A 23,252-nucleotide genomic window follows, 5' to 3' on the forward strand; every position below is an offset into this window, starting at 1 on the left:
TTAGTTTTTATTTCATCACCCGGAAATAGTTTGTTCATATTTTTTTCATACATTTCTCCTACGATATACATATCGGATGGCCGGTGCTAAAGAAGGCCGGTTTTACAAGATCTGACATCCATACGGAGGAACAGACATGAACTTTATAAAAAGAGCCTTTTGGAGCATGAAGGCAAAAAAGGGAAAAACATTTTTGCAGCTGGTTGTGTTTTCAGTGATTTGCATTTTTGTCCTGTCCGGTCTTGCGATCCAGTCAGCGGCAAAGAAATCAAGCGAACTGGCAAGGCAGCAGCTCGGCGGGAGCGTCACACTCCAGGCTGACCGCCAAAAGCAAATGGCGCAGCAGCAAAAAGACGGTGAAAAGAGGACGTTTGAATCAACGCCGATTTCCGTCTCAGATGCCAAGAAGCTTACATCTTTACAGCATGTTAAAAATTACAACTTCCTCACGACAGCGTCAGCAAATGCAGAAAGCTTTGATGCGATAAAAAGCTCAGGCGAATCAGCCGATAACAGTTCCGGCGCCGGCCGTTTTCAAGGCGGCGGAAGACAGATGATTTCAGCGGATATCTCGATCGAAGGCGTGCTCTCTACGGCATTGCTTGATGATTTCACGGACGGGAGCTCAAAAATCACTGACGGACGCGCCATCACAAAAACAGATGCGGACGCAAAAGTCGCCGTGATTAATGAAACGCTGGCAGATCAAAACAAGCTGAAGGTCGGCGGCTCCATTACCGTTTCCTCAGCAGCGGATGATTCTGTGAAAACGAAGCTTAAAATTGTGGGAATCTATAAAACAACATCATCAGGAGACGATCAGGCACAGCATTTTTCATTCTTAAATCCTGACAATAAAATCTATACGCCTTACACCGCCGCGGCGGCGTTAAAAGGGTTTGATAACAAAAACAAAATCAGCTCAGCCGTTTATTATATGGATGATGCCAAATATATTGACTCATTCGTTGCGGCTGCGAAAAAAACATCTATAGATGATAAAACCTACGCGCTGACGACAAATGATCAGGTGTATCAGCAAATGGTCGGCCCGATTGAAAATGTCGCGTCATTTTCTAAAAACGTGGTATACCTTGTATCCATCGCGGGCGCGGTCATTCTTGGGTTGATCGTGATGATGTCGATCAGGGAACGTAAGTATGAAATGGGTGTCTTGATGGCGATCGGCGAAAAGCGCTGGAAGCTCATCGGACAATTCTTAACGGAAATTCTGGTTGTCGCGGTTATCGCCATCGGGATCGCATCCGTCACGGGCAGCCTTGTGGCGAATCAGCTCGGAAATCAGCTTCTTTCCCAGCAGGTCAGCTCAGCCGATGATTCGCAGCAAACAAGCGGCTGGGGCGGAGGAGAAATGCCGCGGGGAGGCGGCATGTTCGGTCAGCATTCATCCGGCGCGGATGTCATCAGTACAATGCAGGTAAACGTCTCGCTGAATGACCTTCTGATTCTTGGCGGAATCGGCGTCGCAATTGCCGTCATTGCCACATTACTGCCGTCTGTATCAGTCATGCGGCTTCACCCTAAAACGATCCTGACCAAGCAGGAATAAGAGGAGGCAGCATAATGAGCCTATTAACCTTTCAACAGACCGGCTACTGGTACCAAGACAAATCACAGCCGCTGTTTCAGGATATAACGATCAGCTTTGAAAAAGGGAAGTTTTATACAATTGTCGGCGCCTCCGGAACGGGAAAAACAACGTTTCTGTCTCTGGCGGGCGGCCTTGACACACCTAAAGAGGGAAGCATCCTTTATAACGGAGAAGACATCTCCAAAATCGGATTAACCAAATTCAGAAATCAATATGTCTCTATCGTCTTTCAATCTTATCATCTGATCCCGTATATGACGGCGCTCCAGAATGTCACAACGGCGATGGAGATCACCGGCTCTAAGGAGAACAACAAAGATGCGTTCGCGCTCAGCATGCTGAAAAAAGTCGGCTTCACCGAACAGCAGGCCCGTCAGCGGGTGCTGACATTAAGCGGCGGACAGCAGCAGCGCGTTTCAATTGCGCGGGCTTTCTGCTGTGACACGGATTTGATTTGCGCGGACGAGCCGACGGGAAATCTCGACGAGGATACGTCAAAGGAAATCGTCCGGCTCTTTCAGGACTTGGCGCATAAAGACGGCAAATGCGTCATCATGGTTACGCACGACGAACAAATTGCCAAAGTTTCGGATATCAACATCCGCTTATCAAGAGGAGGTTTCACGGTAAAAGAAAACGGCACGGCCGTTTCCTGATACCGCGCCCCTGCCAGCGCAGACAGGGGCGCACCCTATATCCCCCTATTCAATAGAAGTGAACGTAAAAAGAGCGAGGGCTGCATCCCCCCGCTCTTTTTATTTATATCAGCTGTAAATAACGGTCCATATTTGATTGTCCGGCTGCTTTGATCAATTCTTCCGCCTTTTCCTCTTCCCCCGGCAAAGCGAGCCGGAGTTTGTCTTCAATGTCTTTTTCAGAAAGGCCGTTTCCCGGCGCTCCCTTCGGACAGTCGATACGTGTTTCATAGACATGACCGCCGGAAGCCGTAACCCGTACAATTGTAAAACGGCCCTTCGGAACGGCGTTTTCAGCCGGCTGAATTTGGTCATCGCAGCTGCGGTGAATCCGCTCAAATCCTTTTTGAAAGGATTCCGGAATCGGCTCGGATGTGAAATGTTCAACTGAAAAATCCTTATCGTGCAAAGCTAAGGTGATCACATATTCCACGCTGAACCGTCCCGCTTCGCCTGTTTTCGGGCGCCGTTCTGTCAATGCGGCGTCACCGCCCGGCGGATAAATCACGTCGATCCGTTCCGTTTGGCCGAAAGTGAGACCATGTTCGGCCTTCAGCTTGAGAATGGCGTCCGCCGCATGATGAGCCGCCGAGCAAAACGGATAAACCTTAAACCAAAGTCCCGGGCTCACGATCCGCCAAGGTTTTCCCCACCCGTTTACAAGCAGGGTTTCTGCCCGTTCAAGATCGCCGTACAGTCCGAAAAAACCTTTCTCCCCGTCGAGCGCATGAACTGAGCCGCCGAAACCGGCCTTTGCAAGCGTTACGGCGAACAACCCGGCTTGAGCAGCCAGTCCGGCGTGGAGCGGCTTCATTTCTGTCCCGAATTGCACTCTCATGCCTCCGGAGCGGGCAGCCGCAAACCCGATTGCTTTCTGCAATTGGGTTTGATTCAGATTCTCCGCGAATCCGACGGCGCATGCGGCCGCAATGGCACCTAACGTTCCTGTATTGTGCCAGCCTTTCTCGTAATGATGCCTTCCAGCTGACTCACCGAGCCGCGCCATCACTTCGATTCCCGTCACATAAGCACCGAGAAAACGGCTTTTGTCTATACGGCCGGCTGATGCGGCTGCAATCAAAGCCGGAAGGATGACTGCGCTCGGATGTCCTCTTACATCAGAATGAACATCATCAAAATCAAGCGCATGTGCGATGAAGCCGTTAATGAGCGCGGATTGGGACGGCGCGGTTTTTTGATTTCTGCCGATAAGCGGCGCTATCGGCACCCCGCCTTCTTCTTCGGCCAGTTTTACCAGCTTTTCAACTCCTTTATCCCGTCTCCCCGCAAAGGCTGCCGCTGTAAAATCAAGCAGTCCTTTGCGCGCTTCTTTCATCGCTTCAGCGGATGTTTCCGGCACAGACGACATGACGGCCTGAGCAAGCCCGGCCGTCAGATTTTCCGTATTCAATCCGTCTGCTCCAATACGTTGACGGTCAGCCGGGCGAAAAACTCAGCCGCTGCCGGGAGCGCTTTTTCGTCGAGTGTGAAGGCGGGATGGTGCCATTCTTCTGTTCCGTTTGTTCCCATCCAGACGAAGAAGCCGGGGATTTTTTCTTGATATAACGCGAAGTCTTCGCCGCCGGGCGACTGTTCTGCCCGAACGGTTTGAAGCCCGAGATCTTCAGCCGTTTGTTCCGCCGCCTGAATGAAACGGGCGTCGTTCATCACTGACGGAAGGTAAGGATACCAGCGGAATTCGGCTTCTGCCCCGAACCCTGCCGCGATTCCTTCGGCAACCCGCTTCATATGTTTCGGAACAGCGTCACGCGCTTCCTTTTGAAACGTCCGGACAGTGCCTTCCATTTCAACATGGTCCGGGATGACATTCCAAGAGCTGCCGCCCTGAACTCTTGTGATGCTGACGACGGCATTGTGAAGCGAGCTGATATTTCTGCTGACAACTGATTGCAGGCCGCCGATGATCTGCCCTGCCGCCTGAATCGGATCAATGCTGTTATCAGGGATTCCGGCGTGGCCGCCTTTTCCTTTAACGGTGATTTCAAAGCGGTCGACACTCGCCATCAGCGGGCCTTCTTTCAGTCCGACCGTGCCGACGGGGAGGTCAGGTTTGTTATGCATGCCGAATATCGCCGATACACCGTCAAGCGCGCCGGCTTCAATGACCTGTCTTGCTCCGGCGGCGATTTCTTCTGCGGGCTGAAAAATAAACCGCACCGTTCCTTTCAGCTCATGCTTTCTCTCATTTAATAAGAAAGCCGTGCCGAGAATAGATGCCGTATGGAAATCATGGCCGCAGGCGTGCATCACGCCGCTGTTTCGCGAAGCAAACGGAAGGTTTGTTTTCTCTTCGATCGGCAATGCGTCGATGTCCGCTCTGACGGCGATGACGGGGCCGCTTTTGTCTCCTTTGATTTCAGCGATCACTCCGGTTTGAAGTTTCGGCACATCAAGAACCGTGATTCCTTCTTCCTCCAGCCAGCGGCGGATTTTATTCGTCGTTTCGTATTCCTCGCCTGACAGCTCAGGGTGTTCATGAAGGTCGCGGCGGATATTGATTAAACGTTTGTTTAATGATTCATACGTTTCATTTGCCATTTCTTCTTCTTCCCTTCTTAGACAAGTTCGGCGGGCTCTCCCACTTGCTTAATGAATTTTTTCGTCCGTTCGTTCTGCGGATTGTCAAACAGCTCTTCCGGCGTTCCCTGTTCGATGATGCGTCCGTCTGCCATAAAAATAACCTTGTCGGCCACTTCACGAGCAAAAGCCATCTCATGCGTGACAATGATCATGGTTGTCTGTTTTTCGGCAATTGATTTGATGACTTGGAGCACCCCGGCTACAAGCTCAGGGTCAAGGGCCGAAGTCGGTTCATCCAGTAAAATCGCGTGAGGATCAACAGCCAAGGCGCGCGCAATCCCGATCCGCTGCTGCTGCCCGCCTGACATCGTAATCGGGTAGCTGTCCGCTTTGTGTTCTAAACCGACTTGCCGCAGCAGATCCATACCGATCTGTTCCGCTTCTTTTTTCGGTTTCTTTTGCGCGGTGATCAGCGCCTCTGTCACATTTTGCAGGGCGGTTTTGTTTTTGAACAGGTTGTAATTCTGAAACACCATCGCCGTCTGCTGGCGAAGCTTATGAACGTCTTTGCGCGAATAGGACGCTGCATTCAGTTTTGCATCACCGATTTCAATGATGCCGTCATCCGGGCGCTCCAGCAGATTCAAACAGCGGAGGAGCGTTGATTTTCCCGAGCCTGACGGGCCGATGATGGCCGTGACTTCGCCGCTTTTGATCTCAAGATCGATCCCGTCAAGTACGGTAAGGTCTTTAAATGCTTTTCGAATATGTCTGACTTGTATCATCCTGAGCCTCCTCCTATGTGCGATAAGGCTTGCTGATCGCCCGTTCGAGCAGATCCTGCAGCACACTGTAAATAATCGTAAGAATCCAGTACATGACCGCGACGGCTAAATACGTCTCAAAATATTTGAGGTTGCCTGATGCGTACATTTTTCCTTGGGCGAACATTTCCATCACTCCTAATGTAAAGGCGAGCGATGTTTCTTTTAACAGGCCGATAAATGTATTTCCCGTCGCGGGAAGCGCGTTTCTGACGGCTTGCGGGAAAATGATCCGTCTGTACGCCTGGGATTTTGTCATTCCGACAGACAGACAGGCTTCAAGCTGCCCCTCATCGACTGAGTTGAGCGCCGCGCGGAAGATTTCGGCCAAGTAGGCGGCATTCTTCAGGCTTAACCCGATAATCGCCGCAGTTAACGCCGTCATCTTGCTCATTCCGGGAAACAGCTGAGGCAGGCCGTAATAAATTAAGAAAAGCTGCACGAGCGTCGGCACGCCCCGGAAAAATGAAATATACACCTTTGACAGCTGGTGAAGCACAGGAACACGATTTTTTGTGATAAGCGCTAATATAAGGCCGCCGATCACGGCAAATACCATGGCCGCGACGGCCATTAGTAATGTGATCGGCAAGGCTTCGATTAACGCGGGAAAAGCTGAAAACATAAATCCCCAATCAATGCTGTTCATTCTCGATTTTCACCGCCGTTTCTTAATGCTTTGCTTCCGTTGTGATATCTTCGTTAAAGTACTTTTCAGACAGCTTTTTCAGAGTGCCGTCTTTCCGCAGGTCTTCAATGGCTTTGTTTACTTTTTTGCGGATTTTATCGTGAGCCGCATCTTTCGCAAACGGGAAAGCGACTTTTTCATAGACAATCGGGTCTCCTGCTAATTTCAGAGGCAGACCGGTCTTTTTGATCTGGGCGATCAGGACGCTGCGGCTGTTTACATAAGCGTCAACCCGTCCGTAAGCCACGTCTTTCAGCGTACCTTCTTGTGTTTCATATGTTTTAATGTTGATTTTTTTATCCGGGTCCTTGCTCTCAAGGTTTTTCGCGTGGTTTGAGCCCAGAACGGCCGCCACTGTTTTTCCTTTCAGATCGTTGACTGATTTGATGTCTTTGTTATCGTTTTTGACGACGATTTGAGTGCCCGCATACGAATACGGTTCTGTGAAGTTATACGTTTTCTTGCGTTCGTCCGTGACAGCGACTTGGTTAGAGATGGTGTCGAGTTTGCCGGTCTGGAGCTCTCCCATCAGACCGCTGAATTCAAGCAGCTTCCAGTCCAGTTTCATGTTGATTTTTTTCGCGACGGCTTCCATGACATCCACGTCAAAGCCGGTCAGCTTGCCGTTTTCTTTATATGCGAACGGATAGCTTTGTCCCGTGGCGCCTACATGCAGTACGTTATCGCCGCCTTCGCTTTCTTTTCCGTTTCCGCATGCTGATAAGACCGCCAAAAGCGCGGCAGACAGCAGCAAAGCCCATGTTTTCTTCTTCATTGAAATCCCGCCTTTTCCTATTAAAATGTTAATCCTGCAATTGTTTTTTTAAATAAATGGTGATGTGCCCTTTTCCTAAATCCTTTTCGCCTGCACGGACGTAGCCTTTCCGCTCGTACATGCCGATCAGCCACGGATGCTTGTCCGCTGTGCCCAGTGACACGAAAGGCGCTTTTAATGTATCGCGGAGCACTGTATTCTCCAGCCACTCCAGCATGTCCGAGCCCGTCCCTTTTTTTCCGGTTTCAGGATCGACGGCGAACCACCAAATATGAGGGACACCATACGGCCCGGGATTCGGCCCCCACGGCATCCGCAGAGAAATCGTCGCCAGAATCCGTCCGTCTTCTTCCAAAACGTAACAGGCGTTTTTTTGTATGTTATTCAAAACGAGCTCCTTATCCGCCGTGGCAGCGGCAAAGTTGATGCCGAGCTTGCGGATCGGTTCATACGCCCGCAGTGTCAGTGAAAGCAGCTCATCAGCGTCTGCCTCCGTTGCGAGCCGGTATTGTCTTGACATGATGAGCCCTCCTTTAGCCGGCATATCGGTTTGCCGGTTTTTCCAGTCCGAAATGTTCTCTGAGCGTCGTTCCTTCATACTCTTTTCTGAACACGCCCCGTTCTTGTAAAATCGGAATCACTTTGTCTACAAAAAGAGTGAGACCTTCAGGCAAAAGCGGCGGCATGATGTTAAAACCGTCACAAGCTTGTTTTCCGACCCATTCTTCCATCTTATCGGCAAGCTGTTCCGGCGTTCCGACAAAGATATGATGGCCTCTTGAACCCGCCACATATTTGTAAAGTTCGCGGATGGTCATGTTATCGCGTTTGGCCATCTCCTGAACGAGCTTGAACCGGCTTTTAACGGCATTCGACGCATCCGCATCCAATTCAGGCAGCGGGCCGTCAAGCGGGAAGGCGGAAAGGTCGACGCCGCCCAGATAGTTTTGCAGAATGTTCAGGCCGACAGACGGAATGATGAGGTCTTGGAGCTCTTCATATTTTGCCTTTGCTTCTTCTTCGGTATCGGCGATAACGGGAAAAATTCCCGGCATGATCGCGATTTTTTCAGGATCACGGCCGAAAGAAGCCGCTTGTTCTTTAATAGATTGATAGAAATCCTGCGCGGATTCCAAATGATTTTGCGCGGTGAAAATGACCTCCGCCGTTTTGGCGGCCAGCGCTTTTCCGTCTCCTGATGATCCGGCCTGAATAATGACCGGGCGCCCTTGAGGTGTGCGGGCGACATTTAACGGCCCTCTCACGGAGAAATATGTTCCTTTATGGTTCAATTCATGCATTTTGTCTTTATCAAAAAATGCTCCTGATTCTTTGTCACGGATAAAGGCGTCTTCCTCCCACGAATCCCATAATCCTTTGACGACTTCAACGAATTCTTCCGCGCGCTGATATCTGAGATGGTGCTCAAGATGCTTTTCGCCGCTGAAATTAAGCGCGGTCGATTCAATCGAAGATGTGACGACATTCCAGCCCGCGCGGCCGTTGGAAAGATGATCAAGTGATGCAAATTGCCTCGCGATATGGAACGGTTCGCTGTATGTGGTAGATGCGGTCGCCGTCAGACCGATGCGGGATGTGACCTGAGCGAGCGCCGACAGCAGCGTAAACGGCTCAAAGCGCGTCAGCACATTCGGATGTGATTTGCCGTCTATTGATAAACTGTCCGCCAAAAACAGCATGTCCAATTTCCCCCGCTCAGCCGTTTTCGCCAGTTCTTTGAAATAATCCAAATTCATGCTCGCGTCCGCCGGTGCCTGAGGATGTCTCCAAGAAGCGACATGATGGCCGGTGCCCGCGAGAAACACACCGAGTTTGATTTCTTTTTTCTTTGTCATGATGGATCTCCTTCTATTCTGAAATACGGTTCGGAAAATATTAACACCACTAAACCTATATTTCCTAGTAATTTTATAAGAATAAATCAAAATGTACAATTGTCAGGCAAGTTTGTCAATGCATTAAGACAAAAATCATGATATTTAAAAAAACCCGGCGCACCGGCCGGGTTATTTCTTCGAAACTGTATAGACGGTCCCTTTGACCTTTTTCTTAATAACGGCAATGATAAGCAGCAAAACGGGGAACAGCACTTGAAATGGAAGATGAATATAGATCGGCACAATGTTTAAGCCTTCATTCATGTGTTCCGAAAAATTGCTTGCGATGCTGATGGAGAGAATCAGCACCCCCAATCCGACCGGGAAGACCAGCTGGGACGGATTTTTTTCTTTAAACAGCGTGGACACGCCCACGACAACCGCATATGTAAAAAGGCTGACTTTGAAAAAACCGCCGATGACGAGCACGAGCATGAAAAAGACATCCAGCCGGTCTAAAAACTCTTCCACTTTAATTGTCTGTATGGTGCTCAGCAGCGGAAATTGAGAGCGGAGCATTAAGTTGACGTCCAGCACACAAATATTAATCGCCACTGACATTGCCAAAATCAGGCCGCTGATGATAATCGCCAGAAATCCGGTTTTCTTCACCTTTTTCCGATCTTTTAAATAAGGGAAAATCATGACAAACACGATTAATTCACCGAACGGGATGAACATCGTCTGTTTAAACACGGAATAAATGACCGTTCCTGCACCCTCCGCTAAAACGGGCTGGAGAAATCTGAGGTTTATCGTGCCTGAGCTGATAATGAGGATCAGCCCGACGGCTGTCAGGAAATACATAATGCCAAACAGCAGCTCGCCGGCTCTCGCTATCACTTCAATTCCCTTTCTGACCGCAAATATCGCGGCGATCATCAGCATGGCATTCACAATTAAAAGCGGCGTGTCCTGGTAGGCGAAGGTGACAAGCATTTCGCCAAAATCCCGCAATACGCGGGCCGCGATATAAGCAAAATAGAGAATATAAAGAAGGGAGACCGCCCAGCTCAGATGTCTGCCGATCAGTTCGTTCATGTAATCTCTCGGAGAAGACTCAGGAAAAAATTGATACAGCGCCTGATAAACGTAGAAAAGCCCGAGACCGATAACGCACCCGAGAAGCACGGACAGCCACGCATCCCGCCCGGCCATCGTGCCCGGCGGGATCAATAACGAACTGCCCAATTCAAACAAAATGATCATAATAAACAGCTGACGCGTGCCGATTTTCGCATTTTCCATACGCTTCGCTCCTTTCTCCTCAAATCAATCATGCTCAAGCTTGTCTGAGAGAGGATTATTCCGCAAGCCCGTTCTTCTGATAATGACTTCCGTTTTGACATCTACGGGGAGATTGGGGAAATATTCTTCATCCCACTTCCCTTTGAACTTTTTCCATTTGTCCGGATGCTTCCGATAGATCAGGTCTCCGAAGCCGACGAAGTCATTCTTATGGGCTTTTATATCTTCAATCGATTTGGTGATATCTTTCTCAAGCTGCACGCTGAGCGCCTTTTGCATCGTCATCAGCACTTGCGGATCAGACAGATGGAAAGGGTATCTGACAGCGTCCACCAGCCCCTCGACCTGAGCATGCACGTGAATATACGGTTTTCCGTTCGGAAAAGTGGCCGTCACCTTTGTATTCTGGCGGGTGACCTGCAGACTGATTGCATGCTTCACGTTCTTCCAATCCGCATTGATGAACGTATGCTTGATCCTATTGAGCAGCCATACAGCCCCCACACTGTCGTCATCCTCAATCCAGTAATCCAGCCTCCCATCCTTTTTGAACACCGCCAGTCCGTCCGCTGACAGCACTGCTTTCGGTTCAGTCGTCTGCGTATTTTCCATCGTAGGACCGGCTTTATCGTCTCCGTGCATTTCATAACCAGGAATAAACGGCGACCCGGTCGGAGAAGCGAGATCAATCAGAACGTCCTGAAGGCTGGTTTTAATGACTCTGCCGTATTGTTCCTGCGTGAAGCTGAGCGTCTTGTTCACTTTATTGGAAGGGATTTTATCAATCGGCGTCAGCACTTTAATAATGTCTTCAGCCTTGCAATTATGCGCGATCACAACGGTTGCAGTCGTCCTGAATTCGGTGTCGCGGTCAAGATTGTCCAGAATAAAACTGAGCCCTTCCTCTTTCGCCAGTTTTTCACTGAACACCACGAGATTCGTATGCGCAAAATAGAGCCTTCTGGACACTTTCATCGAGCCTTTTCTCAAAGCTTCCGTCATATTGTCTCCGGACACCGAATAGACGGAAACCGGAGGCCGGTCTCCCGCTCCGCCGCCCTGCAGACCGCCGGCCACATTTCCCGGATTGATAATTTGAAAATGAAGGACATATTTTCCCGTTTCGGTCCGGTCAATACCGATGGCGGAGATCACCGCCAAATCGGTCAGCTCCCTTTTATCCCAGCATCCGGATACAAACATAAGGGAAACCATCGTACAAAGGATAAGCATCCATTTACGTCTTTTCATTACCGTCGCCCTCTTCTAGATCTTTATTAACCATTCCTCTGGATGTCTCCGGTTTCGGTCTTTGATGTTCCCCTTGGCGCCTGTTGTTTTCCTGCACGAGCAGTCCCGGCCTTTTTTCATCCGCCCATAACGGAGCGCGGAGGAGGGAATCTTTCAGCCCGCCCGGGGTTAAAGGAGCGAGCGGGGACATATACGGAAATCCGAATGAACGCAGGCCGCACAGATGGACAAACATCATGATAATGCCCAGAATCAGCCCGTAAAATCCCATAACCGCCGCCGACAGAATAAAGAGAAACCGGATCAGCCGCGCAGATATCGCCATGTCAAAAGCCGGGGTCGCAAAGCTCGCAATCGCCGTCAGCGCGACGACGATAACCATGGCCGGGGAGACGATGCCGGCCTGCACGGCGGCCTGGCCGATGACAAGCGCTCCGACGATGGAAACAGCGGAGCCGACAACTCTCGGAAGCCGGACACCCGCCTCCCTGAGAATCTCAAAGGCCACTTCCATCGTCAGCGCTTCAATCACGGCCGGGAACGGCACGGTCTCCCGCTGGGCCGCGATGACAATCAGCAGCTGGGTCGGAATCATTTCCTGGTGAAAGGTCGTCGCCGCCACATAAATCCCCGGCGCCACCAGTGAAATGAAGAAGATCAAAACCCGCAGCACCCTGATGCTAGTGGCGATATCAAATCGTGAATAATAATCCTCAACGGATTGAAAAAATTGAATAAATAATGCCGGCGCGAGAAGAACGAACGGCGTTCCGTCCACGACAATCGCAAATCGTCCTTCCAGCAGATTCCCCGCCACAACGTCCGGCCGCTCTGTATGATATACGGTGGGAAACACAGAAAACGGCGCGTCTTCAATGAGCTGTTCAATGTAGCCGGATTCCAGAATGCTGTCGATGTCAATGTGCTTCAGCCGCTTGCGGACTTCCTTAATCAGCTTTTTATCACAAATTCCGTTAATATACATCAGCGCGACATCCGTATTCGTTTCGTGTCCGATCTCCATTTTTTCAACCCATACATCAGGCGTTTTTACATACCTGCGGATCATGGAAATATTGGTTTGCAGAGATTCAGTGAATCCCTGCCGCGGGCCGCGGAAAGAGACCTGGGTGCTCGGCTCTTGAATGGACCGGTGCTCTCCCCCTTCCGTGCTGGCGATCAGCGCCTTGTCAGCCCCGTCGACAAAAATGAGCGTGCTGCCCGCCACCAGCCCGGCATAAAGACTTTTCCATTTTTCTTCCTCTTTCACCCTGCCGATCGCAAGCGTTTTATCGTATATCAGGCAGACCGCTTGTTCCGGCTGAACGGACGGGATGTCGATTAAATCCTCCAGAAGGGATTGGCTGACAAGCTGTTCGTCTACCAAACCGGCGATATACACAATTGCGGCCGGAAGCTCTTCTTTTCCGATTTTCAGCCGGCGGATGACGACATCGGCACTGTTGCCGAACCTCTCAGACAGTTTCTTCATATTTTGCTTTAAGCTGAGGGAGATCGGCTCATCCCGCTCTTTGTCCGGCTGGCTGTCCGCTTCTTTTCTGCCTTCATTGTCACGGTCGTTTTGATCGGCTTTTTTTTGTTTCTTCTGCTTAAAAAATGGCGGCATATCGCAAAAAACCTTTCCTCGTTTTTTTCATATTCTTCCTGTACGGCAAAAGATTATGCACGGCGGAAAGTCTGTATAAGTTCTGCGTAATCGAAAAGGATAAAAAGGGAGAGTGATGCGCATGAAAATATTGGGGGTTTCATTTTTTTTGCTTGCTGCCTGTCTGATCATTTCAGTGACGATGGATATGCTGCAAGGTTTCAGTTTCTATGGAGCGGTCCAAAACAACCTGTCCGCTTTTAAATTGACCACCTTCTCAGAATGGCTGATGCTGTTTTTATTCGCCCTCTTTTTAATCAGAGAAATGATCGTTTTATATAAATCAGGTAAAAAAGATGCCTGACAGGCGCACGGCTGTATTGTGTCAAAAAAGAACACATCCCTCCTTCTTTCGGAGTTCATGTGTTCTTTTTATGTTTCCGGCGCAGATTGTTTTCAGATGAGGATATTTCCGCTTTCCGTATCTGTCGTGTGTTTCACAATGACGCCTTTGATAATGCGGTTGCCGATGATTTTAGTACTTACGGAGGAATTGGTTTGGATGGCGGAAGCAGAAGCGGCGGAAAGGTTGTTGATGGTATTGCCCGACACGAGGGAATTGGAGGCTCCGTTCAGATAGATGCCGATCGGGCTGCCCGCCGTTCGATTGATCGTGAGCGTATTGTCTATGACTTCATGCGTGCCTGAGTTCAGATACACGGTAACGATAAGCGGTGATGATTCAAAGCGGTTGCTGATGACAGAGGTTCCCGAGGATGTTGAACTGAACACGGGATAGTTTTTGTAGCTTTTGAAGAGATTTCCCTTGATGACAGCCCTGGCATCATTTGTCACAGATACGGCATAGGACTCCGCGGCGCCCTGATACGCATTCGGAATCAGCGTATTTCCTTCAATAACGGCATTTCCGCCTGTGACCCATATGCCCCGGCTGAACGATGTCAGCACATTTTGTTTTACGGTGATATTGCCGGCCGACATGCTGATTCCGTCTGTCACCTGATTCAGAGTGTTATTCATAAAGACGGCGTTTTCCGACAGCGTCGCCCGCATCCCCGTGCTTCGTCTCGTTTCGGAACGTCCGTTTTCAATGACATTGCCGTCAACGGTCACATCTTCTGCCTGATAGACGGAAATGCCCGTATTTTCAAATTGATTGATTTTGTTATGGGTGACGAGGACGCTTTTTCCCCTTACATCTATTCCGGTGGAAAAACCGGTAATCAGATTGTTGGAAATGACGGCATTGCTGCTGTCCTGTCCTTGTGACACACCTTGTCCGGCGACTGCGGTCCTTGAGCCGCCGTCTGACCGAAAGAAAACATTCCCCGAAATGACGGTATGTGCCCCATACCCGTAGCTGATTGTGTTATCGGAATGATTTCCTTCAATTAACACATTATATCCGTTAAAGTTGGTGACTGAGCTTGCGGCGTTTCCGGAAAAGAAGTTGTTGCGGACCGTAATATGAAGAGCTTCTTCATAATCAATATCGCCTTCTCCGTACGATTCAATATCGATTCCGAATTTCGGAGCCGTTCCGTTCCCTTGCCCGGCGTCTTCAATCACGCATTCTTCCACCGTAACGGTATGGCAGCCGGTGATTGAAATGTTGTTCCGCCTTGACTGCCTGATCTCACAGCGGCGGATGGTCACCTGTTCTGAAGTTTCGTAATCACTGTTTGTTTTTAACCCGAGCGGGCTGACAATTATGCCGTCTCCCGTAAAATCCGAAATCTTCACATTTTCGATCAGCACATTGCTGCTGCCTTCAATACAGATTCCAAACCCCCATTCATGGGTCGATCGCAAAGGGACATTGGTATACGTGTGTTCATCCCGTTCGCCGATGATCCGGCCGCCGGTGATGGTGACATTTTCACGCCTGCCTATATAGAAAGCCGAATAGCCCCAGGAGCTGTTCGGCGCCACTTTAATCGTGCATTCCGGATCTAAAACGATGGTGAGATGGCTCGGCACGTTAATCCCGGCGTTCCGAAACGGCTGGCTGCTGTCCCCGCCAAGCGTGCCGTTGATTTTATACGTTCCGGGCGGAAAAAACACCGTATGACAGCCTTCGCTTACGGCCCTGGCCAAGCATTGATTGATGGCGCCCGTCACGTCGGTTTTTCCGTCTGCCGCCACACCGCAATCCGTTATATCCAATATACGATTCGGCAAGTGATAATCTCCTCCTTCCTCTCTTATTGTCATCTTATTCCGCCATATCCCGCTCCGCCTGTACATACTTTAAATTTTATTAAAAAAGTTTATAAAGATAGTTTCGTCAGATAATATAACAAAATAAGTCATTGGAATTAGGAAGATTCGTCTATATTCAACGTTTTAATATCTTTTCATTCTGGAATTTTTTGAATTCAGTATAAATTATATTGACACAAGTATTATATAAGAATATGATTTTTGTAATACACTTTTTTAAGAAAGGGTTGGCTCAGGTGGCATCTATTGATAAGGACTCTATAACAGAAACTGTGCCGCAACGAGGCTTTTTCGGTCATCCCCGCGGCTTGTTCACACTGTTTTTCACCGAATTTTGGGAGCGTTTCTCCTACTATGGTATGAGAGCCATATTGCTTTACTATTTATACACGGAAGTCGCTCATGGCGGTCTCGGCTTTGATAAAACGACCGCAGTTGCCATCATGTCCATATACGGGTCTCTCGTATACATGTCGAGCGTCATCGGCGGATGGCTGGCCGACCGGGTATTCGGCACGGCAAACACCGTATTTTACGGCGGAATTTTAATTATGTTCGGGCACATCGCTCTTGCCTTCCCTGGCAGCACGGCGGCGTTTTTTACCAGCATGGCTCTGATCATTATCGGAACCGGCCTGCTTAAACCAAACGTATCCAGCGTTGTCGGAGATTTATATACGAAGGAAGACGAGCGCCGCGACTCAGGTTTCAGCATCTTTTACATGGGCATCAACCTCGGCGGATTGCTTGCGCCGCTAATTGTCGGAACACTCGGACAGAAGTACAACTACCACTTAGGCTTCGGATGCGCCGCGGCCGGTATGTTCCTCGGACTGATTGTTTTCGCTCTTACGAGAAAGAAATACCTCGGCAAAGCAGGCTCCAATGTACCGAATCCGATTTCTAAATCATCAGTGATCGGCACGGGAATCGGAGTGGTCATCGCAGCAGCCGTTATTATCGTTCTGATCCAAACCGGCTGGCTGACGATCCAGCGTGTGATTGACACCGTCAGTATCCTCGGCATTGTCATTCCGGTTATTTACTTTATCGTGATGTTCACAAGCAAAAAAGCGACGAAAACGGAAAAATCACGGCTTGCGGCTTATGTTCCGCTGTTTGTTGCAGCGGCAATGTTCTGGGCGATTCAGGAGCAGGGCGCGACGATTCTTGCTTTATATGCGGATCAGCGCACGAGACTTTCCTTTGCGGGCATGCATCTTGAGTCTTCATGGTTCCAGTCTCTGAACCCGTTATTCATCGTTATTTTCGCGCCGGTGTTCGCCTGGATCTGGATGAAGCTCGGCAAACGCCAGCCTTCAACACCGATTAAATTCGCGATCGGCATTATCCTTGCCGGATTATCATTTTTAGTCATGGTGCTTCCGGTTATGGGCGGAAGCGGCGAGCTTGTGAGCCCGCTTTGGCTTGTGCTCAGCTTCCTTTTGGTTGTGCTTGGTGAGCTTTGCCTTTCACCGGTCGGTTTATCCGTCACAACAAAACTTGCGCCTGCCGCTTTCTCAGCGCAGACGATGAGCATGTGGTTTTTAACAAACGCCTGCGGTCAAGCCCTGAACGCAAAAGTAGTCGGTTTGTTTGATAAGATTTCTGAAGCGGCCTACTTCGGCTCAATCGGTCTTGTTTCGATCATTCTCGGTATTATTTTGATTCTTCTGTCTCCCGTCATTAAACGGGCGATGAAAGGCGTACAATAAAAGAAAAGCCTGCGGAATCGTCCGCAGGCTTTTTTTATGCGTCTATCGTTTTAACTCCTCAAGTGTTTCTCTCCATCTCTTCAAGACATCTTCCGGTTCGTGGAGCTGGATGGCCGGTCCGGATATCAGATCCGCGTATTTCGCCCGATCTTCCTTGACGGTGATCACGCGGCAGCTGAACCGTTCCCGCTCGTGTTTCGCCTCTTTCAGCGGCGGAAGCGCCTCACATTCCAATGTGACGTAATATGCGGCTCCTCCGTGCCAGGCGATGAAAAGCGCTTGTCCCGAATGCAGCAGGCTGCTTACGGTCGTCGTGTTTTTCCATAAGGCGAGCCGGAGATTTGTTCTGCTCACGGCCACGATTTCACCGGCGCTGATCATGGCCGCGTGCGGACGGCCTTCTTTTGTCACGGATTGGAGCACAAATGCGTCGTGCTGCTTTTTTTCAAGCTCCGTTCCGTCTAAAAGCGTGTAAAGCGCCTCCGGCAGCTGCTCCGTCAGCATTACGCTTTTCTTTCCGGAACAGCGGGAACATGCGTGGCCGTCTCCGTTTCTTTCGGATCAATTTTAAATGCCGGGTTGAATGCCGCCGGATTCGTGATGCTTTCCGGTTCACAGGATCTCCATGTGAAAAAGCAGGTTTGGCATTGGTATATTTCCCAAGCGCCTTTGACCGGCGATTGGCTGATAGTTTCTCCTTTTTTCGATTCACAGCGCGGGCATGTTTTCATTGCAACCTCATCCTTTCTTATTGATTCATTAAGTCCATCAGTTTTTGTTCCCACTCTTTCGTTGTCAGCGGAGAATCAAGCGGCTGAGAATAATGGCCTCTTGTTTCCGGCGCGACAGGCGTTGTGGCGTCAAGAATCATTTTGTGTGTCATCCCTGCCGGATCAGACCCCGGGTCAAGCGGAAGGACGGACAGGTCAGGAATGATGACTGCATCGTGTTTCGGATGCATTTTCGTTGAGAGCGCCCACATGACTTGCGGCAGGTTAAACGGATCGACATCCTCATCCACGACAATGACCATTTTGCAGTAGCCGAGTCCGTGCGGCGTGGTCAGAGCGCGCATGCCGACCGCCTTGGCAAAGCCGCCGTAGCGCGTTTTCGTGGAAATAATGGCGATCAGCCCGTGCGTATACATCGCGTTCACGGCGACAATTTCGTTCGGATAAGCTTCCTTGAGCTGCTGGTAAAGCGGCACGCACGTATTAATGCCGATCATATAATCGCACTCCGTCCACGGCATGCCTAAGTATAAATGTTCAAAAATCGGATTGTTTCTATGATATACCCGTTTGATTTTGATCACCGGCATGCTGCGGCCGCCTGAATAATGGCCCGTGAACTCACCGAAAGGTCCTTCGTATTCCCGTTCTCCCGCAAGGATCTCTCCTTCCAGAACGACTTCAGCGCCCCAAGGGATGTCTAAATCAGACAATTTAGATTTGACGATTCTGTAGGGCTCCCCTTGAATCGCGCCGGCCATTTCATACTCGGATTGATCGTATAACAGCGGAGTTGATGCAGCTGTCGTAATCACCGGCTCACAGCCGAGCGCGATCGTAACGGGAAGATTCACGCCGCGTTCTTCAGCTTGGCGAAGATGAATCGCAATATCATGCTGAGGCACGGGCTGAATGCCGAGGCGGTCTTTTCCCTTTACCTGCATTCTGTAAATGCCGACATTCTGCTTGCCGAAATTGTCCGGATCTTCAAGATCGCGGGAAATGACACACGCTTTATCCAAGTAATAGCCGCCGTCCCCCTGGTTGATTCTGAATAGCGGAAGGATGTCGAATAGATTGATATCTTCCATTATTTCATTTTCATGAAACGGCGCGGTTTCTTCCCGTTTGACCGGCACCGGAAATGCATCGTACCGTTTGGCAAACTCAAAGAATTGTTCTTTTACAGGCGTATCTTTCGGCATGCCGAGCATCATCGCGTGATTCGGCCACGAGCCGATGACATTCAGAGCCACCTGCGCATGGTGATGTCCGTAAATATTGTTAAACAAAAGCGCAGGGGTTTTATCCCCGAGATTGCTGGCTGCACGCGCGGCGGCACCCAGATCCGGCTCCGGTTTTACCTCTTCGTTGACTGTTAAGAGCTGCCCTTCTTTTTCAAGAGCGGCGAGAAATTCCCTAAAATCCTGATAGGCCATTATCAGATTCCTCCTTTTTGTTTTTCAATTCCGTACCACCGTTTCGCTTCCGGCAGACGGATGCCGAACTGATCGAGCGTCCGGAACACAATATGATCTATCAATTCATCCATGTCAGCCGGCTTGTTATAAAATGCCGGCATCGGCGGAAGAATGACGGAACCCATTTTTGTAAGCGCTAGCATATTTTCTAAATGGATTTGGCTGAGCGGCGTTTCTCTAGTCAGCAGCACAAGTTTTTTCCGCTCCTTCAGGATGACGTCAGCCGCCCTTGTCAGCAGATTGTCAGCCATTCCGGTGCGGATGCTTGCCAGTGATTTCATGCTGCACGGAGCGATGATCATCCCGTCCGTTTCAAACGAACCGCTTGAAATCGCCGCCGCCTGGTCTTTGTGAGAATACGTATAGGATGCGAGTTTCTCGACATCTTTTAACGTATAATCGGTTTCATGTGTAATGGTGACATTTGCCCAAGGAGACACGACAAGATGGGTTTCGATCTCCGCGGCTTTTAAATATTCTAAAAGCCTGATCCCGAATATGGCTCCCGTTGCCCCGGTCATTCCGATGACGAGCTTCATATTGACCCCTCCTTTACGCTTGAAATATGGTGTCAAAACCATCATACTCCTGATATATCCATATGAAAAATATTCGTTAAATCTATGTATCATACCTTAAAGGTATAAAAGAAAGGAGCGCGTTCTCATGGATATCCGGCAATTGCGTTATTTCATCACCATTGCCCAAGAGCAGAAAATCACGACGGCCGCCAAAAAGCTTCATATGGCACAGCCGCCTTTAAGCAGACAGCTGAAACAGCTCGAAGAAGAATTGGGCGTCATTCTGTTTGACCGCAATAAAAAGAAACAAATGACCCTTACATATGAAGGAAATGTCTTTTTGAAAAGAGCGAAAGAGATTCTTCATAAGTTTGAGGATGCCATTATCGAGGTACAAGAGCTGAAGGAGGAGGTGGCCGGGACACTTGCCGTCGGGTCAACCATTTACTGCGCAGCGCTCATGCTTGAGAAAGTGTCACAGATGAAAGAGCGGTTTCCGCATCTCACCTTTAACATTTGGGAAGATGAACCCGTCTCACTGCTTGAGCTTCTGGAAACCCGGCAGATTGACGCCGCCGTGACCACCACCTTGATTAAAAACGACGGCATTGAATCGAAGGAGCTTGAAGACATTCCGTGTGTATTGGTGCTGTCCGAGCATTCAAAACGACTGTGCGGTGAAACGATTAAACTGAATGACATCGCCTCTTTGCCTCTGATCCTTTTGCGTACCGTCAATGGAAGAGGTGTGTATGACCAAGTCCTCCAAGTTTGTGAACAGTACGGTCTCGACCTTCAGGTTGTCTGTGAATGTCATGACTCCGCGACGCTTTTGAGCCTCGTATCGTCAGGGTTCGGCGCCACGATTCTGCCTTTGACGATGATTCCCGTCCATATGCGCTCGCATGTCAAAACGGTTATCATCGAAGACAACCCGTTTGTCATGACACCGGCCGTCATCTGGAGGAAAGACAGCTACCTGCCGAAGCCTGTCAGACAGTTTTTGGAATTATTTTGATCTCAGAACACGAAGAATTCCCGCTTATGAAAACCAATTACTTGACTCATACTAAAAAAAAGTTATCCTTTACAATTGGGAGCTATTTTTTCTCAATAAAACTACTCAGAAAAGTGGGGAATAAAGAAGATGAAAAAAGCATTATTCGCTTTGTTCATGATGGTCAGCATCGCGGTGCTTGCAGCCTGCGGAAACTCACAGGACAGCGGATCTAAGTCAAAAGACGGCGATCTTTGGGCTTCTGTCAAGAAAAAAGGCGTACTGACCGTCGGCACAGAAGGAACGTACGAACCGTTTACCTTCCATGATAAAAAGAGTGACAAACTGACCGGATATGATGTTGAAGTGATTCAAGAAGTCGCGAAACGCCTCGGTCTGAAAGCTGACTTCAAAGAAACGCAATGGGACAGCATGTTTGCCGGATTAAACGCGAAACGGTTTGACGTCGTCGCCAACCAAGTCGGCAAAACAGGCCGTGAAAACCAATATGATTTTTCTGATAAATACACAACGTCAAATGCAGTCGTCGTGACGAAAAAAGACAGCACGATTGCGAAAGAGGCTGATGTCAAAGGAAAAACAGCGGCTCAGTCATTAACAAGCAATTACAATAAATTAGCGAAAGAAGCCGGCGCGAAAATTGAAGGCGTTGAAGGCATGGCTCAATCCCTTCAGCTCATTCAGCAGGGCCGCGCTGATCTGACTTACAACGATAAGCTTGCCGTACTGAACTACTTAAAAACGTCCGGCAATAAAAACGTGAAAATCGCGTTTGAAGCAGGCCAGCCGCAGCAGACGTATTTCGCATTCCGAAAAGGAAGCGGCGAACTTGTGACTCACGTCAACAAAGCGTTAAAAGAAATGAAAGAGGACGGGACTCTTTCTAAAATAGCGAAAAAATGGTTCGGCGAAGATGTTTCTAAGTAACATGCCGGAACCCGTGATTGCAACAGCCATTCCATGGGATTTGGTGCAGCAGTCATTCTGGCCGATTCTTTCCGGGGGAATCTATTACTCGATCCCCCTTACCATTCTTTCCTTTATTTTCGGAATGATCATCGCGCTGATTACGGCGCTCGCCAGAATGTCAAATATGAAACCATTGAGATGGGTGTTCAGCGTATACGTATCAGCGGTGCGCGGCACTCCTCTTCTCGTTCAATTGTTCATCATTTTTTATCTGTTCCCGACATTTAATATTACGCTGGACCCTTTCCCAAGCGCAGTCATCGCGTTTTCATTAAACGTGGGCGCCTACGCTTCTGAAATCATCCGGGCATCTATTTCATCCGTGCCGAAAGGGCAATGGGAAGCCGGTTATACGATCGGCATGACCTATCGCAAGACATTGTTCCGCGTGATCCTGCCGCAGGCGTTTCGCGTGTCCATTCCGCCTTTATCAAATACATTTATCAGCCTGATCAAGGATACATCTCTCGCGTCACAGATTCTCGTCGCGGAGCTGTTCAGAAAAGCGCAGGAAATCGGCGCGCAAAACCTTGATCAAATCTTGGTCATCTATATTGAAGCCGCCTTTATTTATTGGATCATCTGCTTCTTGCTGTCAATCGTACAGCATGTGATCGAACGGCGTCTCGACCGTTATGTGGCCAAATAAGGAGGTTTCGATATGCTTTCCGTCAAAGGATTAAATAAATCATTCGGACAGAATGAAATTTTAAAAAAGATAGATATGGAGATAGAAAAAGGGAAAGTCATCGCCATTCTGGGGCCGTCCGGTTCAGGAAAAACGACGCTTCTGCGCTGTCTGAACGCGCTTGAGATCCCCAATCGCGGCGAGCTGGCATTCTCAGATTTTTCAATAGATTTCTCCAAAAAAGTGAAGCAGGCTGATATTCTCCGCCTCCGCCGCAAATCAGGCATGGTCTTTCAGGCGTATCATCTGTTTCCTCACCGCACGGCGCTTGAAAACGTCATGGAAGGACCCGTTCAAGTGCAAAAGCGCGACAAGGAGCAAGTCAGAAAAGAAGCGATGGAGCTTCTGGAAAAAGTCGGACTGAAAGACAAAATGGATTTATATCCGTTCCAGCTTTCCGGCGGTCAGCAGCAGCGGGTCGGCATCGCCCGCGCGCTTGCGATTCAGCCCGAGCTGATGCTGTTTGACGAACCGACATCAGCGCTTGATCCGGAGCTGGTCGGCGAGGTGCTCAAAGTGATTAAGGATCTGGCGAACGAAGGCTGGACGATGGTTGTCGTCACGCATGAAATCAAATTCGCGCAGGAAGTGGCCGATGAAGTCATCTTCATTGACGGCGGCGTCATTGTGGAACAAGGACCGCCGGCCCACATTTTTTCCGCGCCGAAAGAAGAACGCACGCAGCGGTTTTTAAATCGTATACTGAATCCTTTGTAGGAGCGGGAGAAGAAGCGAAACACTGATTTC

General features: G+C 49.4%; 23 protein-coding genes. 8 read left to right on the forward strand and 15 right to left on the reverse strand.

The window, feature by feature from the left end; all coding sequences use genetic code 11:
• The first annotated feature begins 136 nt into the window (after nucleotides 1–136).
• Nucleotides 137–1,570: an ABC transporter permease gene (locus AR442_RS02695; protein ID WP_053285477.1), complete on the forward strand. Its 1,434-nt coding sequence runs from the start codon at nucleotides 137–139 to the stop codon at nucleotides 1,568–1,570.
• Between the two features lie 14 nt (nucleotides 1,571–1,584).
• A complete protein-coding gene (locus AR442_RS02700; RefSeq protein ID WP_022552585.1) occupies nucleotides 1,585–2,268 on the forward strand; it encodes an ABC transporter ATP-binding protein in 684 nt (227 codons plus the stop codon).
• A 103-nt stretch (nucleotides 2,269–2,371) separates the two neighbouring features.
• Here the strand turns inward: AR442_RS02700 and AR442_RS02705 are convergent, their stop codons facing one another.
• From AR442_RS02705 to gerKA, 10 genes are all read right to left on the reverse strand, one after another.
• On the reverse strand, nucleotides 2,372–3,718 hold the full coding sequence (locus AR442_RS02705) for an MmgE/PrpD family protein (RefSeq protein ID WP_053285476.1): 1,347 nt from the start codon (nucleotides 3,716–3,718) through the stop codon (nucleotides 2,372–2,374).
• A complete protein-coding gene (locus tag AR442_RS02710; protein ID WP_053285475.1) occupies nucleotides 3,715–4,866 on the reverse strand; it encodes a M20 peptidase aminoacylase family protein in 1,152 nt (383 codons plus the stop codon). Before AR442_RS02710 ends, AR442_RS02705 begins: the two co-directional genes overlap by 4 nt.
• 17 nt (nucleotides 4,867–4,883) lie before the next feature.
• The gene (locus AR442_RS02715; RefSeq protein ID WP_003156349.1) at nucleotides 4,884–5,633 is read right to left on the reverse strand and encodes an amino acid ABC transporter ATP-binding protein; all 750 of its coding nucleotides are present in this window, start codon (nucleotides 5,631–5,633) and stop codon (nucleotides 4,884–4,886) included.
• Nucleotides 5,634–5,646: 13 nt separating this feature from the next.
• Nucleotides 5,647–6,321: an amino acid ABC transporter permease gene (locus AR442_RS02720; protein WP_007410261.1), complete on the reverse strand. Its 675-nt coding sequence runs from the start codon at nucleotides 6,319–6,321 to the stop codon at nucleotides 5,647–5,649.
• Nucleotides 6,322–6,343: 22 nt separating this feature from the next.
• On the reverse strand, nucleotides 6,344–7,135 hold the full coding sequence (locus AR442_RS02725; RefSeq protein ID WP_014416894.1) for an amino acid ABC transporter substrate-binding protein: 792 nt from the start codon (nucleotides 7,133–7,135) through the stop codon (nucleotides 6,344–6,346).
• 28 nt (nucleotides 7,136–7,163) lie between these two features.
• A complete protein-coding gene (locus AR442_RS02730; RefSeq protein ID WP_003156352.1) occupies nucleotides 7,164–7,655 on the reverse strand; it encodes a GNAT family N-acetyltransferase in 492 nt (163 codons plus the stop codon).
• Between the two features lie 13 nt (nucleotides 7,656–7,668).
• Nucleotides 7,669–8,994 carry an LLM class flavin-dependent oxidoreductase gene (locus AR442_RS02735; protein WP_025650003.1) on the reverse strand — a complete coding sequence of 442 codons (1,326 nt, stop codon included), beginning with the start codon at nucleotides 8,992–8,994 and terminating at the stop codon, nucleotides 7,669–7,671.
• Nucleotides 8,995–9,162: 168 nt separating this feature from the next.
• The gene (locus AR442_RS02740) at nucleotides 9,163–10,281 is read right to left on the reverse strand and encodes an endospore germination permease GerKB (protein WP_053285474.1); all 1,119 of its coding nucleotides are present in this window, start codon (nucleotides 10,279–10,281) and stop codon (nucleotides 9,163–9,165) included.
• Between the two features lie 24 nt (nucleotides 10,282–10,305).
• The gene (locus tag AR442_RS02745) at nucleotides 10,306–11,532 is read right to left on the reverse strand and encodes a Ger(x)C family spore germination protein (RefSeq protein ID WP_021495126.1); all 1,227 of its coding nucleotides are present in this window, start codon (nucleotides 11,530–11,532) and stop codon (nucleotides 10,306–10,308) included.
• Nucleotides 11,519–13,159 carry a spore germination protein GerKA gene (gene gerKA, locus AR442_RS02750; protein WP_053285473.1) on the reverse strand — a complete coding sequence of 547 codons (1,641 nt, stop codon included), beginning with the start codon at nucleotides 13,157–13,159 and terminating at the stop codon, nucleotides 11,519–11,521. Before gerKA ends, AR442_RS02745 begins: the two co-directional genes overlap by 14 nt.
• Before the next feature lie 121 nt (nucleotides 13,160–13,280).
• Here gerKA and AR442_RS02755 point away from each other — a divergent pair, with 121 nt between their 5' ends.
• Entirely contained in the window at nucleotides 13,281–13,502 is a 222-nt protein-coding gene (locus tag AR442_RS02755) for a YczF family membrane protein (RefSeq protein WP_014720711.1), read from the forward strand.
• A 92-nt stretch (nucleotides 13,503–13,594) separates the two neighbouring features.
• Here the strand turns inward: AR442_RS02755 and AR442_RS02760 are convergent, their stop codons facing one another.
• The gene (locus AR442_RS02760; RefSeq protein WP_079891269.1) at nucleotides 13,595–15,340 is read right to left on the reverse strand and encodes a right-handed parallel beta-helix repeat-containing protein; all 1,746 of its coding nucleotides are present in this window, start codon (nucleotides 15,338–15,340) and stop codon (nucleotides 13,595–13,597) included.
• Between the two features lie 278 nt (nucleotides 15,341–15,618).
• Here AR442_RS02760 and AR442_RS02765 point away from each other — a divergent pair, with 278 nt between their 5' ends.
• The gene (locus tag AR442_RS02765) at nucleotides 15,619–17,097 is read left to right on the forward strand and encodes a peptide MFS transporter (RefSeq protein WP_012116786.1); all 1,479 of its coding nucleotides are present in this window, start codon (nucleotides 15,619–15,621) and stop codon (nucleotides 17,095–17,097) included.
• A gap of 42 nt (nucleotides 17,098–17,139) precedes the next feature.
• Here the strand turns inward: AR442_RS02765 and AR442_RS02770 are convergent, their stop codons facing one another.
• The 4 genes from AR442_RS02770 to AR442_RS02785 are packed head-to-tail and all read right to left on the reverse strand — an operon-like array spanning nucleotide 17,140 to nucleotide 19,890.
• Nucleotides 17,140–17,601 carry a hypothetical protein gene (locus tag AR442_RS02770; protein ID WP_053285471.1) on the reverse strand — a complete coding sequence of 154 codons (462 nt, stop codon included), beginning with the start codon at nucleotides 17,599–17,601 and terminating at the stop codon, nucleotides 17,140–17,142.
• Nucleotides 17,601–17,828 (reverse strand): non-oxidative hydroxyarylic acid decarboxylases subunit D, encoded by a 228-nt coding sequence (locus AR442_RS02775; RefSeq protein WP_022552577.1) that lies wholly within the window; start codon nucleotides 17,826–17,828, stop codon nucleotides 17,601–17,603. The genes AR442_RS02770 and AR442_RS02775 overlap by 1 nt, the downstream gene beginning before the upstream one ends.
• A gap of 17 nt (nucleotides 17,829–17,845) precedes the next feature.
• Nucleotides 17,846–19,267, reverse strand: coding sequence for a phenolic acid decarboxylase BsdC (gene bsdC / locus AR442_RS02780; protein ID WP_022552576.1), 1,422 nt, complete (start codon nucleotides 19,265–19,267; stop codon nucleotides 17,846–17,848).
• A 2-nt stretch (nucleotides 19,268–19,269) separates the two neighbouring features.
• Nucleotides 19,270–19,890, reverse strand: a complete 621-nt coding sequence (locus AR442_RS02785) for a non-oxidative hydroxyarylic acid decarboxylases subunit B (RefSeq protein WP_031304492.1) — start codon at nucleotides 19,888–19,890, stop codon at nucleotides 19,270–19,272.
• Nucleotides 19,891–19,975: 85 nt separating this feature from the next.
• On the opposite strand from AR442_RS02785, the gene AR442_RS02790 reads away from it, so the two are divergent.
• The 4 genes from AR442_RS02790 (at nucleotide 19,976) to tcyC (ending at nucleotide 23,222) form a co-directional block, all read left to right on the forward strand.
• On the forward strand, nucleotides 19,976–20,848 hold the full coding sequence (locus AR442_RS02790; protein ID WP_003156371.1) for a transcriptional regulator BsdA: 873 nt from the start codon (nucleotides 19,976–19,978) through the stop codon (nucleotides 20,846–20,848).
• A 129-nt stretch (nucleotides 20,849–20,977) separates the two neighbouring features.
• On the forward strand, nucleotides 20,978–21,775 hold the full coding sequence (gene tcyA, locus AR442_RS02795) for a cystine ABC transporter substrate-binding lipoprotein TcyA (protein ID WP_014416883.1): 798 nt from the start codon (nucleotides 20,978–20,980) through the stop codon (nucleotides 21,773–21,775).
• Nucleotides 21,762–22,466, forward strand: coding sequence for an amino acid ABC transporter permease (locus AR442_RS02800; RefSeq protein ID WP_003156375.1), 705 nt, complete (start codon nucleotides 21,762–21,764; stop codon nucleotides 22,464–22,466). Before tcyA ends, AR442_RS02800 begins: the two co-directional genes overlap by 14 nt.
• 12 nt (nucleotides 22,467–22,478) lie before the next feature.
• Nucleotides 22,479–23,222 (forward strand): cystine ABC transporter ATP-binding protein TcyC, encoded by a 744-nt coding sequence (tcyC, locus tag AR442_RS02805; protein ID WP_020955310.1) that lies wholly within the window; start codon nucleotides 22,479–22,481, stop codon nucleotides 23,220–23,222.
• Nucleotides 23,223–23,252: the final 30 nt, after the last annotated feature.

Source organism: Bacillus velezensis (assembly GCF_001461825.1).
GTDB classification, from domain to species: domain Bacteria; phylum Bacillota; class Bacilli; order Bacillales; family Bacillaceae; genus Bacillus; species Bacillus velezensis.

Excerpts from the sequence above, each read along its gene's own strand:
- AR442_RS02695 (WP_053285477.1), top strand. The coding sequence starts at position 137 with ATGAACTTTATAAAAAGAGCCTTTTGGAGCATGAAGGCAAAAAAGGGA.
- AR442_RS02700 (WP_022552585.1), top strand. The coding sequence starts at position 1,585 with ATGAGCCTATTAACCTTTCAACAGACCGGCTACTGGTACCAAGACAAA.
- AR442_RS02710 (WP_053285475.1), bottom strand. The coding sequence starts at position 4,866 with ATGGCAAATGAAACGTATGAATCATTAAACAAACGTTTAATCAATATC.
- AR442_RS02715 (WP_003156349.1), bottom strand. The coding sequence starts at position 5,633 with ATGATACAAGTCAGACATATTCGAAAAGCATTTAAAGACCTTACCGTA.
- AR442_RS02720 (WP_007410261.1), bottom strand. The coding sequence starts at position 6,321 with ATGAACAGCATTGATTGGGGATTTATGTTTTCAGCTTTTCCCGCGTTA.
- AR442_RS02725 (WP_014416894.1), bottom strand. The coding sequence starts at position 7,135 with ATGAAGAAGAAAACATGGGCTTTGCTGCTGTCTGCCGCGCTTTTGGCG.
- AR442_RS02730 (WP_003156352.1), bottom strand. The coding sequence starts at position 7,655 with ATGTCAAGACAATACCGGCTCGCAACGGAGGCAGACGCTGATGAGCTG.
- AR442_RS02740 (WP_053285474.1), bottom strand. The coding sequence starts at position 10,281 with ATGGAAAATGCGAAAATCGGCACGCGTCAGCTGTTTATTATGATCATT.
- AR442_RS02745 (WP_021495126.1), bottom strand. The coding sequence starts at position 11,532 with ATGAAAAGACGTAAATGGATGCTTATCCTTTGTACGATGGTTTCCCTT.
- gerKA (WP_053285473.1), bottom strand. The coding sequence starts at position 13,159 with ATGCCGCCATTTTTTAAGCAGAAGAAACAAAAAAAAGCCGATCAAAAC.
- AR442_RS02755 (WP_014720711.1), top strand. The coding sequence starts at position 13,281 with ATGAAAATATTGGGGGTTTCATTTTTTTTGCTTGCTGCCTGTCTGATC.
- AR442_RS02770 (WP_053285471.1), bottom strand. The coding sequence starts at position 17,601 with ATGCTGACGGAGCAGCTGCCGGAGGCGCTTTACACGCTTTTAGACGGA.
- AR442_RS02775 (WP_022552577.1), bottom strand. The coding sequence starts at position 17,828 with ATGAAAACATGCCCGCGCTGTGAATCGAAAAAAGGAGAAACTATCAGC.
- bsdC (WP_022552576.1), bottom strand. The coding sequence starts at position 19,267 with ATGGCCTATCAGGATTTTAGGGAATTTCTCGCCGCTCTTGAAAAAGAA.
- AR442_RS02785 (WP_031304492.1), bottom strand. The coding sequence starts at position 19,890 with ATGGTTTTGACACCATATTTCAAGCGTAAAGGAGGGGTCAATATGAAG.
- AR442_RS02790 (WP_003156371.1), top strand. The coding sequence starts at position 19,976 with ATGGATATCCGGCAATTGCGTTATTTCATCACCATTGCCCAAGAGCAG.
- tcyA (WP_014416883.1), top strand. The coding sequence starts at position 20,978 with ATGAAAAAAGCATTATTCGCTTTGTTCATGATGGTCAGCATCGCGGTG.
- AR442_RS02800 (WP_003156375.1), top strand. The coding sequence starts at position 21,762 with ATGTTTCTAAGTAACATGCCGGAACCCGTGATTGCAACAGCCATTCCA.
- tcyC (WP_020955310.1), top strand. The coding sequence starts at position 22,479 with ATGCTTTCCGTCAAAGGATTAAATAAATCATTCGGACAGAATGAAATT.